This is a genomic window from Chlorobaculum sp. MV4-Y, assembly GCF_025244685.1.
GTDB lineage: Bacteria > Bacteroidota > Chlorobiia > Chlorobiales > Chlorobiaceae > Chlorobaculum.
The window spans coordinates 1,265,923-1,280,215 of the sequence record NZ_CP104202.1; the positions used below are offsets into that span (position 1 = coordinate 1,265,923).

General features: G+C 56.4%; 17 protein-coding genes. 8 read left to right on the forward strand and 9 right to left on the reverse strand.

The annotated features are described in order from the left end of the window. Nucleotides 1–129: 129 nt before the first annotated feature. The 4 genes from NY406_RS06110 to mdh all read left to right on the forward strand — a co-directional run bounded on the left by NY406_RS06110 (nucleotide 130) and on the right by mdh (nucleotide 2,632). Nucleotides 130–567, forward strand: coding sequence for a hypothetical protein (locus NY406_RS06110; RefSeq protein WP_260533243.1), 438 nt, complete (start codon nucleotides 130–132; stop codon nucleotides 565–567). An 88-nt stretch (nucleotides 568–655) separates the two neighbouring features. After that, a complete protein-coding gene (gene rplU, locus NY406_RS06115) occupies nucleotides 656–943 on the forward strand; it encodes a 50S ribosomal protein L21 (protein ID WP_260633758.1) in 288 nt (95 codons plus the stop codon). 36 nt (nucleotides 944–979) lie between these two features. Beyond that, entirely contained in the window at nucleotides 980–1,234 is a 255-nt protein-coding gene (gene rpmA, locus NY406_RS06120) for a 50S ribosomal protein L27 (RefSeq protein ID WP_260533244.1), read from the forward strand. Nucleotides 1,235–1,699: 465 nt separating this feature from the next. Then, complete coding sequence (gene mdh / locus NY406_RS06125) at nucleotides 1,700–2,632, forward strand: malate dehydrogenase (RefSeq protein WP_260533245.1); 933 nt, start codon at nucleotides 1,700–1,702, stop codon at nucleotides 2,630–2,632. 153 nt (nucleotides 2,633–2,785) lie between these two features. Here mdh and NY406_RS06130 read toward each other — a convergent pair whose 3' ends face one another. The 7 genes from NY406_RS06130 to NY406_RS06160 all read right to left on the reverse strand — a co-directional run bounded on the left by NY406_RS06130 (nucleotide 2,786) and on the right by NY406_RS06160 (nucleotide 8,928). After that, nucleotides 2,786–2,983, reverse strand: a complete 198-nt coding sequence (locus NY406_RS06130; RefSeq protein WP_260533246.1) for a CCE_0567 family metalloprotein — start codon at nucleotides 2,981–2,983, stop codon at nucleotides 2,786–2,788. A gap of 351 nt (nucleotides 2,984–3,334) precedes the next feature. Then, nucleotides 3,335–4,378, reverse strand: a complete 1,044-nt coding sequence (locus tag NY406_RS06135; protein WP_260533247.1) for an agmatine/peptidylarginine deiminase — start codon at nucleotides 4,376–4,378, stop codon at nucleotides 3,335–3,337. 36 nt (nucleotides 4,379–4,414) lie between these two features. Further along, entirely contained in the window at nucleotides 4,415–5,656 is a 1,242-nt protein-coding gene (locus tag NY406_RS06140) for a M48 family metallopeptidase (protein WP_260633759.1), read from the reverse strand. Nucleotides 5,657–5,668: 12 nt separating this feature from the next. Further along, a complete protein-coding gene (locus NY406_RS06145) occupies nucleotides 5,669–6,544 on the reverse strand; it encodes a carbon-nitrogen hydrolase (protein ID WP_260533248.1) in 876 nt (291 codons plus the stop codon). Beyond that, nucleotides 6,541–7,464, reverse strand: a complete 924-nt coding sequence (locus NY406_RS06150; RefSeq protein ID WP_260533249.1) for a 1,4-dihydroxy-2-naphthoate polyprenyltransferase — start codon at nucleotides 7,462–7,464, stop codon at nucleotides 6,541–6,543. The genes NY406_RS06145 and NY406_RS06150 overlap by 4 nt, the downstream gene beginning before the upstream one ends. Before the next feature lie 6 nt (nucleotides 7,465–7,470). Next, on the reverse strand, nucleotides 7,471–8,574 hold the full coding sequence (locus NY406_RS06155) for an NAD(P)/FAD-dependent oxidoreductase (RefSeq protein WP_260533250.1): 1,104 nt from the start codon (nucleotides 8,572–8,574) through the stop codon (nucleotides 7,471–7,473). A gap of 33 nt (nucleotides 8,575–8,607) precedes the next feature. Continuing rightward, nucleotides 8,608–8,928 (reverse strand): hypothetical protein, encoded by a 321-nt coding sequence (locus NY406_RS06160; RefSeq protein WP_260533251.1) that lies wholly within the window; start codon nucleotides 8,926–8,928, stop codon nucleotides 8,608–8,610. Between the two features lie 129 nt (nucleotides 8,929–9,057). On the opposite strand from NY406_RS06160, the gene hisF reads away from it, so the two are divergent. Next, on the forward strand, nucleotides 9,058–9,813 hold the full coding sequence (hisF, locus tag NY406_RS06165; protein ID WP_260533252.1) for an imidazole glycerol phosphate synthase subunit HisF: 756 nt from the start codon (nucleotides 9,058–9,060) through the stop codon (nucleotides 9,811–9,813). Nucleotides 9,814–9,985: 172 nt separating this feature from the next. On the opposite strand, the gene tatA is transcribed toward hisF, so the two are convergent. Beyond that, a complete protein-coding gene (gene tatA, locus NY406_RS06170; protein ID WP_260533253.1) occupies nucleotides 9,986–10,177 on the reverse strand; it encodes a twin-arginine translocase TatA/TatE family subunit in 192 nt (63 codons plus the stop codon). Between the two features lie 288 nt (nucleotides 10,178–10,465). On the opposite strand from tatA, the gene NY406_RS06175 reads away from it, so the two are divergent. The 3 genes from NY406_RS06175 to NY406_RS06185 all read left to right on the forward strand — a co-directional run bounded on the left by NY406_RS06175 (nucleotide 10,466) and on the right by NY406_RS06185 (nucleotide 11,713). Continuing rightward, entirely contained in the window at nucleotides 10,466–11,047 is a 582-nt protein-coding gene (locus tag NY406_RS06175; protein ID WP_260533254.1) for a DUF4136 domain-containing protein, read from the forward strand. A 199-nt stretch (nucleotides 11,048–11,246) separates the two neighbouring features. Continuing rightward, complete coding sequence (locus NY406_RS06180; RefSeq protein WP_260533255.1) at nucleotides 11,247–11,405, forward strand: addiction module protein; 159 nt, start codon at nucleotides 11,247–11,249, stop codon at nucleotides 11,403–11,405. Further along, nucleotides 11,402–11,713, forward strand: a complete 312-nt coding sequence (locus NY406_RS06185; RefSeq protein ID WP_260533256.1) for a type II toxin-antitoxin system RelE/ParE family toxin — start codon at nucleotides 11,402–11,404, stop codon at nucleotides 11,711–11,713. The genes NY406_RS06180 and NY406_RS06185 overlap by 4 nt, the downstream gene beginning before the upstream one ends. Nucleotides 11,714–11,773: 60 nt before the next feature. Here the strand turns inward: NY406_RS06185 and NY406_RS06190 are convergent, their stop codons facing one another. Then, nucleotides 11,774–14,146 (reverse strand): phosphoketolase, encoded by a 2,373-nt coding sequence (locus tag NY406_RS06190; protein WP_260533257.1) that lies wholly within the window; start codon nucleotides 14,144–14,146, stop codon nucleotides 11,774–11,776. Between the last annotated feature and the right edge of the window lie 147 nt (nucleotides 14,147–14,293).

Here is a 14,293-nt window from a genome sequence, read left to right on the forward strand (position 1 = left end):
TGTACCGAAAGGAGAGTTAAACTAAAGCAGCGGCCATAAATATACAAGTCTGCAAGACAGCTTGAAAAGCTCTGGGCAACTCCATATTTTGGATCACCATTTTATCCGGCAATCAACCATCGTTCTCTCATGGACTTTCACGCTCTTCTGCGCGTCATACACATCACGGGCTTCGCCGCCTGGTTCGGCACGATCTTCGCAACCCTCTTTCTGTTGAAAACGCTCGAACCCGGCCTGACCGGCGAAAAGAAGCAGGCCGAAGAGTACTCGCTGCTCCTGCGCCGCTTCATCAAACTCGAAACGAAGGTGGCTGACGTAGCTGTCATCTCGGTACTGCTTTCCGGCCTGCTCCTCGCGCACTTCTACGAAGGATGGCATCCGTGGGTCTTCGCCAAGATAGGCCTGATAATCCTCCAGATTGCACTCACGATGGGCTACATCGTCAAGGCGATCCAGCCCATCACCTACCCCTGCGACGCGGTGAAATATCGTGCCTGGTACCGGCTTTTCACCATCTCGTTCAGCATGTTCGGCATTGTGCTGCTCGTAACATTTTTTCTGCGCTGAACATCTCTGTGAAAGATCAGGGTAACGATTTGAAAAACAGTTTCTTTCTTGTATATTCTTGCTCTTTATCACCAAACTATTACTAATGATGCAGGCGCTGATCGAGATTTCCGACAAACAGTATCTGGTAAAAGCAGGCGACAAGATTTTTGTCCCCAAGCAGAAGGCCGCCGCTGGCGACGTTATCGAAGTGAAGACTCTCATGCAGGTCAATCAGGCGGATTCAGCCATGAAAGCAGGCACCGCAACGGTCAAGGTTCTTGACCACGTCCGGGACGAGACCATCGTCGTCTTCCGCAAAAAACGCCGCAAACGTTTCCAGAAACGCAATGGACACCGCCAGCACATGACCCAGGTCGAAGTGCTGTCACTCTGAACGAACAGGAATTGATAACACAAATTTTTTTGTCTCATGGCACATAAAAAAGGTGGCGGGTCGACCAAAAACGGCCGCGACAGCAATCCGAAATACCTCGGCGTAAAAGCCGCTGGGGGCTCTGTGGTCAACGCAGGCACCATCATTCTCCGCCAGCGTGGCACGGCTATCAAGCCGGGCGACAACGCTGGTCTCGGCAGGGATCACACCATTTTCGCCCTCGTCGATGGCACCGTTCACTTCAGAAACGGCCGCAACAACAAAAAACAGGTCGATATCATCCCCTCCTGATTTGGGTGGAGATGCATTACACTTATATTGAAAGCAAGCCGGACAAGCGTTAACGGCTTGCTTTTTTTACGCTCTATGAGCATCCCGATACATCGCCGATTGAAACGCTACTGACCCTTCGGGCGCAGGTGCCTGGCGCTTTTTCTGCCCAATCACTGACTTGTGCGTTTCACCTGCTGCTTCCGCTACTAACCGGAAGCACCGGGCTTCTTGGTATATATTCCCGGCAAGGCAGCTCTTGCCGAACGTATTGAATTCAAGTTTTTTGAGCACACAATGCGGATTCCCACGGAAATCCGTTTCAATGAGGTTTAACAAATCACTCCCGACGACGTTTTGTCCCGACTGACTGGCGAGTGGCTGCGACTCCCGGATTTTCAGCGGCGTCGCTGATTCTAAATATGTCCCCTGCGGCTACCAGGCAAGGGCATCATTCCAACAGAAACCAAAACCCGTAAGTGCATTATGAAAATCACCGTTATTGGCGCAGGCAACGTTGGGGCAACCACGGCTTTCCGTCTTGCAGAAAAACAGCTTGCAAGAGAGCTTGTGTTGCTCGATGTCGTCGAAGGCATACCTCAGGGAAAAGCACTTGACATGTATGAAAGCGGCCCGATCGGCCTGTTCGACACGAAGGTGAGCGGTTCGAACGACTACGCCGATTCGGCAAACTCCGACATCGTGGTCATAACCGCCGGCTTGCCGAGAAAGCCCGGAATGAGCCGCGAGGATCTGCTCACGATGAACGCTGGTATCGTCCGCGAAGTGACCGGAAAGATCATGGAGCACTCGAAAAATCCGATCATCGTGGTGGTCTCCAACCCGCTCGATATCATGACGCACGTGGCCTGGCAGAAAAGCGGACTGCCGAAGGAGCGGGTCATCGGCATGGCCGGTGTGCTCGACTCGGCGCGTTTCCGCTCCTTCATCGCCATGGAGCTTGGCGTTTCAATGCAGGATGTGACCGCCTGCGTGCTCGGCGGCCACGGCGACTCGATGGTGCCGGTGGTCAAATACACCACGGTGGCGGGAATTCCAGTGTCTGACCTCATTTCCGCTGAAAGGATCGCGGAGCTTGTCGAGCGCACCCGCAACGGTGGCGCGGAGATCGTCAACTTCCTCAAACAGGGTTCGGCCTTCTACGCTCCGGCAGCGTCGGTGGTCGAGATGGTCGAGGCAATCGTACTGGATCGCAAGCGCGTGCTGACCTGCGCCGTGAGCCTCGACGGACAGTACGGCATCGACGGCACATTCGTCGGTGTCCCTATCAAGCTCGGCAAGAACGGCGTCGAGCACATCTACGAAATCAAGCTCGACCAGAGTGACCTCGACCTGTTGCAGAAATCGGCAAAGATCGTGGATGAAAACTGCAAAATGCTCGATTCAGCCAACACCTGACAAACAGCAGAACTCGCACACTGCCGACAAATACACGAAATGAAAAGAGGCTGTTCCGGAAGCGAAACCGTGACAGCCTCTTGGCGTTTATAATGATTTTGAAAGGTCCCAAGGGCATCAGCGCCCCCTCGCCTCACTCACAGCATAGAGATTTCATGAGAGACCATTGTCGGCTTTGAACTTGTTGGCCTCCTGCACAGCGGCCACAAGTTTTTTGGAAAGGCCGGGCATCTTCTCGTAGTCTACCCAGAGCGAATCTTCGACGATATCATGGATTTGCGATGCTATGTCGATTGCCATCCGTTTACGCCTGGCAAGTTCTTTTTGCAGGTCTTTGGCCTCTTCTGACATGGTTTTACTCCCTGGATTTACTATGGATAAAAAATAAGCCGGCTTGTGGAATCCGATACTACCTACCTTATCGTCTCGCGACAAAATTAAGGAAAAACAAGCACTATTTCTTAATTAATTATAAGCACAATAAACTCTTCCGAATATCAAGCAAGAAAAACCCATTATCAACAAAAATAGTTTACCAAGCAAAAAGAAAAGAGCGGCACAGGCTCAGGATATCGGGAAATAAAAAAGCGACCAGAGATGGGTCGCTTTTTTATTCCTTCCTACTTATGGAAAAAACATCGTCAAAAACATCGTCGTCGTAATCACCCCTGCAGAATGACACAAACAGTAAACCTGTTAACCTTAAATCGCCGGCTCTTCATGCGTGACGCAGTGAATCGCACCGAGGCCCCAGATGAGATCACTGCAATCGATACCCACAACCTCCCTGCCGGGGAAGCATTGTTGCAGGATGTCGATGGCTTGCTGGTCTCGGGGGCAGCGGTAGGTTGGGACGAGAACTACTGTGTTGGCGATGTAGAAGTTGGCGTAGCTAGCGGGGAGGCGTTCGCCGTCATAATACACCGGCTCGGGCATGGGGAGCTTGACGACGTTCAGGGGCTTGCCATCGAGGCCGGTCATGGTTTTGAGAAGCTCGTAGTTCTCCTGGAGAATCTGGTAGTTTTCGTCCTCCGGATCGTCCTCGACCGTGATGACGATAGTGTTTTCGTTGACGAAGCGAGCCATATCATCGACGTGGCCGTCGGTATCGTCGCCTGCGATGCCATCGCCGAGCCAGAGCACCTTTTCGATGCCGAGATAGCGCCTGAGCTGCGCTTCGATCTCCTCCTTGCTCAGCGATGGGTTGCGGTTGGGGTTGAGCAGACAGGCGGTGGTAGTGAGCAGCAATCCCGCGCCATTCACGTCGATCGCGCCGCCTTCGAGCACCATGCCGGTCGAAATCATCGGCAAGCCCTGAATCTTCGCCACACGCTCCGGCACGGCGTTGTCGTCGTTGTATGGTTCGTACTTGCCGCCCCAGGCGTTGTACTCCCAGTTCATGATGACTTTATCACGCTTGCCGTCCTGCGTGCGGATGACATAGTTCGGGCCGTGGTCGCGGCACCAGGCGTCGTTGGTCGGAATGCGGTGGAAGACGATACGCCCGGCGTAGCGCCCTTCGGGATCGCGCTCCTTCAGCAGTTCGCGTGCCTGGGCCTCCATCGCGTCATCGAGCACGTTGATGTTGACCGTTTCGGAGCGGCTGAGCTGATAGGCCAGCTCGGCGAAGACTGCCGGAACCGGCTCGAACTTGCCGGGCCACGATTCGAGTTTGTGCGGCCACGAAAGCCAGGTTGAGGCGTGCGGCGCCCACTCGGGCGGCATGAAATAGGTCGGTTCGCTCATCGGTACGTTGGACTTGGAAAAGTAGGGTAAAAAGATTCAGTGCCGGGCAGCCGCTTCGATCCGCTGAACGCGCTGCAACACCGGCGGATGGGAGTAGTTCAGGAACACGTTGAACGGGTGCGGCGTCAGGTTCGAGAGGTTCTGCCGCGAAAGCTTCTTGAGCGCGTCAGCCAAAAGTGCGCCATTTCGATACGTCGTGACAGCATAGTGGTCGGCCTCGAATTCGTTGCGCCGGGAGAGCATCTGCATCAGAATCGAAATGATGAACTCGACCGGATTGTAGAGCAGCATGAAAAAGAGCAGACTCGCATACACCGAGGTCTCCTGCATGTCAAAAGCCTCGAAGAGCATCCGGTTGTTCATAAAGAGCGAAAGGAGATAGAAAACCACGCCGAGGTTGAGCATACTCAGCACCATCGACATGAGGATGTGTTTCTTCTTGAAGTGACCAATTTCGTGCGCCAGAACGGCTACCAGCTCGCCTGTCGAGTGGTTCTTGATGAGCGTGTCAAACAAGGCAATGCGCTTGTTCTTGCCAAATCCGGTGAAAAAGGCGTTGCCCTTCGCCGAGCGTTTGGAGCCGTCCATGACGTAAATTCCGGTGAGCGGAAAGCGCACCTCGGCAGCGTAATCCATGATCGACTTGCGCAGCTCGCCATCTTCGAGCGGCTCGAACTTGTTGAACATCGGCATGATCCAGGTCGGCGCAACATATTGCAGAAGCAGACTGAACGCTGTCACGCCGCCCCAAGCCCAAAGCCAGCCGAGCGGCCCAGCGCTCTGGAAAAACCAGAGGATCACAGCCAGCACCGGTGTGCCGATCAGCACGGCAAGCAGAAGCGTCTTGATGAGATCGGTCACGAACACCTTCGGCGTGGTCTTGTTGAAGCCAAACTTCTCTTCGAGCACAAAAGTATGGTAGATGCTGAACGGCAGGTCGGCAACGCTCTGAAACAGCAGCAGCGCGCCGATGTAGAGCACGCCGTTGATAACCGGATCGAAGCCCCAGGCGCGAATAAGCTGGTCGAGCGCGTTGAAGCCGCCCGCGAACCAGAAAACGAGCAGCAGGGCGAGATCGAAGGTCGAGCTGATGAGTGAGAATTTGGTGTTGGCCCGGAGGTACTCCTGCGAGCGGCGATAGTCCGCCGGATCATACACGTCGCGAAACGCCTCGGGAAGCGTCGGCGACGCAGCACGGAGGTTTAAAAGATCGGCGGCAAGTTTGATGAGCCAAGTGCCGATAAGTGTAAAAAGAATGATTTGGCCAAACAGGTTCATCATCATAACGGTTTATTCGTCGATCCAGCGCCGCGTGATGTCGCCGTAGGAGTCGATGCGGCGGTCGCGCATGAATGGCCAGTGCGAGCGGTAAAAGGAGATTTTCGACAGGTCGCAGTCGGCATAGAGAATCTCCTCGTTGTTGTGCGCGGCCTCCGAGATCACCTGGCCGAATGGATCGGAGACGAAGCTGTTGCCCCAGAACTCCAGATCGCCCTCGGTGCCCGCGCGATTGGCGGCGGCTACGAACACACCGTTTGCCACGGCGTGACCGAGATGCGAGGTCTTCCATGCCTGCCGCTGGCTTGCGCGAACCGTGTCCGAAGTCTCGGAGGTCGCCCAGCCGATGGCCGTGGGATAAAAGAGAATGTCAGCTCCGCGCAACGCCGTCAGTCGCGCGGCTTCGGGGTACCACTGATCCCAGCAGATCAGGACGCCAATCGCGCCAAATTTCGTATCGAACACCTTGTAGCCGAGGTCGCCGGGGACGAAGTAGAACTTCTCGTAGAAGCCGGGGTCGTCGGGAATGTGCATCTTGCGGTACTTGCCGAGGTAGCTGCCGTCGGCGTCGATCACCGCTGCCGTATTGTGGTGCACGCCACGCGCTCGAATTTCGAACAGCGACGCCACGATCACCACCCCGAGTTCGGCGGCCAGCTCCTGCAATGCTGCGGTCGAGGGGCCGGGAATCGGCTCGGCGTACCCGAACGGCTCGTACTCCTCGGTCTGGCAGAAGTAGAGCGTCGTAAACAATTCTTGCAGGCAGACGATGTTCGCCCCGCCCGCGGCAGCCTGGCGGATGCGCTCCTGCGCTTTCTGGAGGTTTTCCTGCGGATTCTCAACGCAGCTCATCTGGACGAGCGCTATGCGAACCTGATCGGTATTCATGGACGAAAAATCGAAATGATATTGGGAATAACAAGCCCGACGGAAAAGAGTACGCCGTGCACGGCGAGCACCTTACCGGTACCGGCAAGCACCGCATTCAGTGCCCGGCCCTCAGAAGCGTAGAGCATGCGCACCATGCCGATGGCGAGCGGAATGCTCAGAAGACTCAACAGGCACCAAGCCGAATAACCGGCGTTAAGCATATAAAACGGAACGAGATAGGCGAGCACGGTCAGCGCGACGTAGAGCGCTCGCGCGGCGGGCGCACCGATGCGGGCCGGAAGCGTCATCTTGCCGACTTTCCGGTCGGTATCGATGTCGCGGATGTTGTTGACTAAAAGGATGCAGACCGAAAACGCGCCAGGCGCGGCAGCGGCCACAAGCACCGGAAACGGCAGCGAAAGCGCCTGCACGAAGTAGGTGCCGCCGACCGCCACGAGACCGAAAAAGATGAAGACGAACACGTCGCCAAGCCCTGAGTAGGCGATAGGAAACGGCCCACCGGTGTAAGCCCAGGCAAATAAAAGTGACAGCACGCCGATGAGCAGGATCGGCCAACCGCCGATGGCGACAAGGTACATGCCGAGCGCGAAGACCGAAACGCCGAGCGTGATGGAGACGCGCGTCATCGTCTGTTCGGTGATGATTCCGGCCGCCACGGTGCGCGTCGGGCCAAGCCGCTCGGCGGTGTCAGCGCCCTTGCGGAAGTCGTAAATCTCGTTGATGAAGTTCGTGGCGATCTGGATGCCGAGCGCGCAAACCAGCGCCACGAGCGCCGGAAGCGGGCGAAACGCGCCGTTAGCGAAGGCGAGCGCCGAGCCGATCACCACCGGCATCGCGCCTGCCGGAAGGGTTTTCGGACGGATGGCGAGCATCCACGCCTGGAAGGCCGAAGGTCGGGACGAAGTGGAAACGGACATGACTCTTTACTTTGCCTTGTTCTCTGGCGCTTTGCTCGCCCCCTCCGCCGCCTTGTTCGCCTCGGCGGCCTTCTTCTCCTTGGCCATCTTGACGCTGCTGAAAACGTTACGAATCTTCTCGCCCGGCTTGATGTAGGAGAGGCTGTGGCGCACGGCCATCGTCGCCTCGCTCAGGCCGGTCTGGATGATCTTGAGCTTGCCGGGGTAGTACGCGATGTCGCCCGCTGCGTAGAGGCCATCGACCGAAGTCTTCATGTGGGTATCAACCACGAGAGCGTTCTCGTACAGCTCCAAATCCCATCCGGCCAGCGGACCGAGGTTCGATTTGAAGCCGATGAGAATGAGCAAGCGGTCAGCCTCGACCATCCACTCCGAGCCGTCGCTTGAGCGCAAGTGCATGTGCGTCAACGCGCCATTTGACTCCTCGATGCTCACCACTTCAGTTTCGAGATGCACGTCGATCGTGCCGTTCGCCCTGGCCTGCTCCACCTCGTGCGCGGTCTTGCCGTGACCCTGGAACTCGTGGCCGCGGTGCACCAGCGTCACCGAAGCGGCGTTCTTCATCAGTCCCACCGTCCAGTCGAGCGCCGAATCGCCGCCGCCGACAATCACCACGCGCTTGCCCTTGAAATCTTCGACCGACTTGACCGCGTAATAAACCGAGCTGCCGGTGAGGTGATCGATGTTGCCGAGCTGCGGCAATTTGCGCGGCTCGAACGCACCAAGCCCCGCCGCGATGAGGACGGCGCGCGAGCGATAAACGTTGCCCGTGTGGGTTCGGGTTTCGAAAGTGCCGTCGTCGAGTTTGGTGTATTTCGTAACCGCCTCGTTCAGCACAACGTCGGGATTGTACCGTTCGGCCTGCGCCCAGAGACTCTCGACCAGATCGATGGCCGGAACTTCCGGAAAGCCAGCCACATCGTAGATATGTTTTTCCGGATAGAGCGCCGCGAGCTGCCCTCCGAGCTGTGACATGCTCTCAATGATACGGCAGGAGATGTTGTTCATGCCGCACTGGAAAGCCGCGAATATGCCTGTCGGGCCACCGCCGATGATGGTCAGATCCCTCATGTCGTGGTGGTCGGTCGCTGGATTGTGAATATCTAACATTATAAATGCCTTGATGGGGTTTGCCCTGACGCTTTAGCTATCAGACTTTTTCAGGTAGATCATGCCTTCCGGATCGACCATGCCATAGAGAATGGCGACAAGCAGATTCTGGTCGTCGAATTCGTGGATTTCAACATGCACGGCCTCCTGCTTGGCAACCCTGTCGCCCGCATCGTTCTTGAAGTAGAAGACCGCCCTGACTCCGCCATGAGGAGTTTCGCCGCTGAACAGATAGGTGCCGTCACTCTGTTCGTCGAGAGCGCAGCCGGGCTGGCTGGACTCGATGGGACAGCTTGCGCACTGGGAATAGAATCCCTCTTCGGATTCTGCAAAATCGCAAACAGGAAATTTCATGACAGTTTCTCTTTTTCTGTTGGCTGCTTTGAATGCGGCTCAATATAAGAAGACTTTGATATATTGCGGCAGATTCAAAGTCATCCGATGTACCGGGCCGGTGTCCGGCCAACAAACAGTATCGCGCACATGTTAGCCAAACGCATCATACCCTGCCTTGACGTCCGCGACGGACGGGTGGTCAAAGGCATCAACTTCGAAGGTCTCAGAGATGCCGGTTCGATTCTCGAACAGGCCCGCTTTTATAACAATGAAATGGCCGACGAACTTGTCTTTCTCGACATCTCCGCATCGCTGGAGTCGAGAAGGACAACCCTCGAAGAGGTGCTGAAAGTTTCAGGCGAGGTGTTCATTCCGCTCACGGTCGGCGGGGGCATCAGTTCGGTCGAGCGGGCGCGCGACGCCTTCATGCACGGCGCAGACAAGGTGTCGGTCAACACCGCCGCCGTCAGCGAGCCGGAGCTGATCTCGCGCATTGCCGAAAAGTTCGGTTCGCAGGCGGTGGTGGTGGCCATTGACGTGAAAAAGGTGGATGGCCGCTACATCGTGCACACCCACTCCGGCAAAAAGCCGACCGAATACGAGGCAGTCGAGTGGGCGCACAAGGTGCAGGAGCTTGGCGCGGGGGAAATTCTTTTGACCAGCATGGATCGCGACGGCACGCAGGAGGGCTACGACAACGAAATCCTCAAAATGATCTCGACCACCGTGCACATTCCGGTGATCGCCTCCGGCGGCGCGGGCAACCTCGAACATCTCTACCGGGGATTCACCGATGGCTGCGCCGACGCAGCGCTTGCCGCATCGATCTTCCACTTCCGCACCTACTCGATCCGGCAGGCCAAGGAGTACCTGCGCGAACGGGGAATCCCGGTCAGGCTCTGATCGACCAGACACGCCGCGATCTTCCCGGATTGCGGCACTCGCGTCAACCCTCGAAATGGCGGACAGCTGCTCGTGTCAGATTCACTGGAATCATGGATAACGCAATACCCGCAGAGTTGGCAAGAACGTCTCTTTGCGCAACAAGAGTCTTCCGGATGGAAGTGTCCGAACTTCAGACCTGCTTGCCCGTATTTGAAACGTCATCGACCGCTTTGTGGAACTCCGACTCGATATCAGCCTGCGCTTTTTTGAACTCTTTGATGCCTTTGCCAAGCCCTCTGGCCAGTTCTGGAATCTTCTGTCCACCAAACAAAATCAGTATAACCACTAGAATAAGTAACAGCTCAGGTCCACCAACATCCATTGAACTCACTCCGTTTTGATGAAAAAAATACACATCACTCCCCTGCTCCTAATCACAACGTCTGACAGCTCGATCCCGTCATGATTGAGGACAGCCTTGAGGCAACAGGTTTGCCCATAAGAGAGTACGCTCCATGCAGGGTGATTCTTTCTTTTGAGACCGTACTTTTTTCCTCGTGCGGAGTTTTTCCGGTCAAACACGCGTTACAGGTTTTTTGAACCGTTGACGTCGAAAGTATTGTAACGAGACGACAAAACTCAGCTCAATCATGACAAGGAGAGGTGGACCATGCAAACACGTTTCTGGATTTTTCCGATTATTGCCCTGCTGACGCTGGCCGGGTGCTCTTCTTACCAGGTCGTCAGCGACTACGACCGCGCCATTCCCTTTGAGCACTACAAAACCTACCGATGGAGCGATAAAGGCAGTTCTGGCATCAGCGACGACATTCTTGCCAGCAATCCGCTGATCTACAAAAACATCAAATCAGTGGTTGACCGTGAACTGGCCACCAAAGGCTTTGTAATGAAAGCGTCCGGGCCGGTCGATTTCACCGTCTTTCCTCACGCACAGGTCCGCGAGCGAGTGGTTATCGAGCCGGTCGGATTCGGGTACGGCGGCTACTACCCCGGCTGGGGATGGCGCAACTACCCGCCCTACTGGTACGATCCCTACCCTTACCCGGCGTTCAGCCACTATGAAGAGGGCACGCTCATCATTGACATCATTGATTCCAGAAGCGGCGAAGTCGCATGGGCAGGCATCGCGCGAGGCATCCTGAAGGACTACGATTCCTCCATCCAGATGCACCGCGACCTCGATGAAATGCTCACAAAAATCATGGCCAAATTCCCGCCGGTGGTGAAGTAATCGGCGAGGGTTCTTCTCCCTTATGGAGGGGCAGGCCCCACTTGCCAGGACTGCCCTTCCGTTTTCCCCGATTTGTAGCTTGACAGTTCGTTGGATATTTTTCATAGCATTGAACGAAAAACAGGAACACGAAATGACAGCGACCGCCGAAAAAATAATGAACGATGCCCTCGGGCTAACGCCCGTTGAAAGGGCAGAAATGATCGAACGCCTCTTTCAAAGTTTCGACAATCCTCGCAAAGCCGAGATCAATGCTGCATGGGCAACTGAATTCGAGTCGAGACTCGATGCCTACAAGGAGGGCAAAATAACGGCGTCTTCGGTTGAAGAGGTCATGGCGAGGATCAACAGGAGATGATGCTTCTGGTATTGTCTTGCGCTGAAGCTGAGTTTGCTGAAGCTGTGGATTACTACAACTCTCAGTCTCCCGGACTCGGGTACGAGTTTGCCGCAGAGGTTCAGAGGACATTTGAGCGTATCAGGCGTTTCCCAGAGGCATGGCCAGTTTTTAGCATGCGTGGCCGACGCTGCTTTACTGACCAATTTCCTTTCGGGACTCTCTATGAAGTGGAAGAAAATACCATTCTGGTTGCTGCCGTCATGGATTTGAGATGCGATCCAAAACGTTGGCAACAACGTGTTGATGATGTTTTTGGAGAATTCTAAACATTCTCTCTAACAGAAAAGCGTCCCGACAAGTCGGGACGCTTTTCTGTTCATGTCAAATCAATCCTCCCATTTCCAATCCCTCACTTCCGGCATATCTTCGCCGTACTTCGTGATATACTCCTTGTGCTCGATCAGGCTGTCGCGGACGTATTGTTTGATGTACGCTGCCTGCGGCCTCAGGCTTTCTACGCGGTTGGCCACGTCGGCGACCAGATGGAAGCGGTCGAGGTCGTTCATCACCACCATGTCGAACGGCGTCGTTGTCGTGCCCTCCTCCTTGTAGCCGCGCACGTGCAGGTTCGGATGGTTGGTGCGGCGGTACGTCAGGCGGTGGATCAGCCACGGATAGCCGTGGTAGGCGAAGATGATCGGCTTGTCGGTGGTAAAGAGATCGTCGAAGTCGCGATCCGAAAGACCGTGCGGGTGCTCCTCCTTCGGTTGCAGGGTCATGAGATCGACCACGTTGATCAGCCTGATCTTCAGCTCCGGCGCGAGCTTGCGCAGAATTTTCACGGCGGCCAGCGTTTCGAGCGTCGGCACGTCGCCCGCGCAGGCCATCACCACGTCAGGCTCGCCGCCCGCATCGTTCGAGGCCCACTCCCAGATGCCGATGCCGCTGGTGCAGTGCCGCACGGCGGCCTCCATGTCGAGCCACTGCCACGCGGGCTGCTTGCCCGCCACGATGACGTTGATGTAGTTGCGCGAGCGCAGGCAGTGGTCGGTCACCGAAAGCAGCGTGTTGGCATCCGGCGGCAGATAGACGCGGATCACCTCGGCTTTCTTGTTCACCACATGGTCAATGAAGCCGGGATCCTGATGCGAAAAGCCGTTGTGATCCTGCCGCCACACGTGTGAAGTCAGGAAGTAGTTCAGCGAGGCGATTGGCCGGCGCCAGGGAATCTCGCTGTCGGTCACTTTGAGCCACTTGGCGTGCTGGTTGAACATCGAGTCGATGATGTGAATGAACGCCTCGTAGCAGGAGAAAAAGCCGTGGCGACCCGTGAGAAGATAGCCTTCGAGCCACCCTTGACAGGTGTGTTCTGAAAGTATTTCCATCACGCGACCATCGGGCGAGAGATGATCGTCACTCGGCAGCGTTTCGGCAACCCAGGTTCGGTCGGTCTCCTCGAAGAGGTCGCCGAGGCGGTTCGAGGCAGTCTCGTCCGGACCGAAGACGCGGAAGTTGGCCGCCTTTTCGTTCATCTTCATGATGTCGCGCAGGAATCGAGCCATCGGCTTCGGCGACTCGGCCTCCACTACACCGGGCCTCGGCACATCGAGCGCATAGTCGCGGAAATCGGGCATCAGCAGCTCCTTGAGCAACAGGCCGCCGTTGGCGTGCGGAATGTCGCCCATGCGCTTCTTGCCGCGCGGAGCCAGCTTCTGCAACTCCGGCAAGAGCACGCCGTCGGGCGTGAACAGCTCTTCGGCGCGGTAGCTTTTCAGCCACGATTCGAGTAGCGCCATGTGCTCCGGGTTGTCGCGCACCGTGCTAAACGGAACCTGGTGCGAGCGCCAGTTCCCCTCGGCGGGCTTGCCGTCCACCACCTTCGGCCCCGTCCACCCTTTCGGGGAGCGGAACACGATCATCGGCCACATCGGTCGCTCGGTCACGCCATCGACCCGCGCCCGGCGCTGGATTTCGGCGATCTCATCGAAGCAGCGATCCATCGTCGCAGCCATCATCTGGTGCATCGTCGCCGGGTCATCCCCCTCAACGAAGTATGGTTTGTAACCGTAGCCGATCATCAGTTTCTCCAGCTCCTCGTGCGAAATACGCGCCAGCACGGTCGGATTGGCGATCTTGTAGCCATTCAGGTGCAGAATCGGCAGCACCGCCCCGTCGCGCTTCGGATTCAGGAACTTGTTGCTGTGCCACGCTGTGGCGAGCGGGCCAGTCTCCGACTCGCCGTCGCCGATCACGCAGGCCGTAACGAGATCGGGGTTGTCAAATACGGCACCGTACGCGTGCGCGATCGAGTAACCAAGTTCGCCCCCCTCGTGGATCGATCCCGGCGTCTCCGGCGCCACATGGCTCGGAATGCCGCCCGGAAACGAGAACTGCCGAAACAGGCGCTTCATCCCCGCCTCGTCGAACGACACGTCGGGATAGTACTCGCTGTACGTCCCCTCCAGCCAGACATTCGCCACCAGCGCAGGCCCGCCATGCCCCGGCCCGGCGATATAGACAATGTCCAGATCGCGGTTGCAGATGATGCGGTTCAGGTGCACGTAGAGGAAATTGAGGCCGGGAGTGGTGCCCCAGTGGCCGAGCAGACGGGGCTTGATATGCTCTTTGGAAAGCGGCTCCTTCAGGAGCGGATTGTCCATCAGGTAGATCTGGCCAACGGAAAGATAGTTCGCCGCCCGCCAGTACGCGTTCATCAGATCGAGTTCGCGAGGGGAGAGCGGAGTCGTCGTTTCATTCATCAGTATTGTTGATTTGATAGTTGTTTTATGCTGAGTCCGGAGTTCATCCGGAGCTCTATTTTTCAGATTTACAATCAATTGCTTCACGTTAAACGAGCAGGGCGGCACCAGTGAACCGGTGCCGCCCCTCTTTCGTTATTCAATGCC

Bases quoted from the DNA above. Each gene is read 5' to 3' on its own strand.
- NY406_RS06150 (WP_260533249.1), bottom strand. From the start codon at position 7,464: ATGTCCGTTTCCACTTCGTCCCGACCTTCGGCCTTCCAGGCGTGGATG.
- NY406_RS06130 (WP_260533246.1), bottom strand. From the start codon at position 2,983: ATGTCAGAAGAGGCCAAAGACCTGCAAAAAGAACTTGCCAGGCGTAAA.
- rplU (WP_260633758.1), top strand. From the start codon at position 656: ATGCAGGCGCTGATCGAGATTTCCGACAAACAGTATCTGGTAAAAGCA.
- NY406_RS06110 (WP_260533243.1), top strand. From the start codon at position 130: ATGGACTTTCACGCTCTTCTGCGCGTCATACACATCACGGGCTTCGCC.
- NY406_RS06160 (WP_260533251.1), bottom strand. From the start codon at position 8,928: ATGAAATTTCCTGTTTGCGATTTTGCAGAATCCGAAGAGGGATTCTAT.
- NY406_RS06190 (WP_260533257.1), bottom strand. From the start codon at position 14,146: ATGAATGAAACGACGACTCCGCTCTCCCCTCGCGAACTCGATCTGATG.
- NY406_RS06145 (WP_260533248.1), bottom strand. From the start codon at position 6,544: ATGAATACCGATCAGGTTCGCATAGCGCTCGTCCAGATGAGCTGCGTT.
- hisF (WP_260533252.1), top strand. From the start codon at position 9,058: ATGTTAGCCAAACGCATCATACCCTGCCTTGACGTCCGCGACGGACGG.
- NY406_RS06180 (WP_260533255.1), top strand. From the start codon at position 11,247: ATGATCGAACGCCTCTTTCAAAGTTTCGACAATCCTCGCAAAGCCGAG.
- mdh (WP_260533245.1), top strand. From the start codon at position 1,700: ATGAAAATCACCGTTATTGGCGCAGGCAACGTTGGGGCAACCACGGCT.
- tatA (WP_260533253.1), bottom strand. From the start codon at position 10,177: ATGGATGTTGGTGGACCTGAGCTGTTACTTATTCTAGTGGTTATACTG.
- rpmA (WP_260533244.1), top strand. From the start codon at position 980: ATGGCACATAAAAAAGGTGGCGGGTCGACCAAAAACGGCCGCGACAGC.
- NY406_RS06155 (WP_260533250.1), bottom strand. From the start codon at position 8,574: ATGTTAGATATTCACAATCCAGCGACCGACCACCACGACATGAGGGAT.
- NY406_RS06175 (WP_260533254.1), top strand. From the start codon at position 10,466: ATGCAAACACGTTTCTGGATTTTTCCGATTATTGCCCTGCTGACGCTG.
- NY406_RS06185 (WP_260533256.1), top strand. From the start codon at position 11,402: ATGATGCTTCTGGTATTGTCTTGCGCTGAAGCTGAGTTTGCTGAAGCT.
- NY406_RS06140 (WP_260633759.1), bottom strand. From the start codon at position 5,656: ATGAACCTGTTTGGCCAAATCATTCTTTTTACACTTATCGGCACTTGG.
- NY406_RS06135 (WP_260533247.1), bottom strand. From the start codon at position 4,378: ATGAGCGAACCGACCTATTTCATGCCGCCCGAGTGGGCGCCGCACGCC.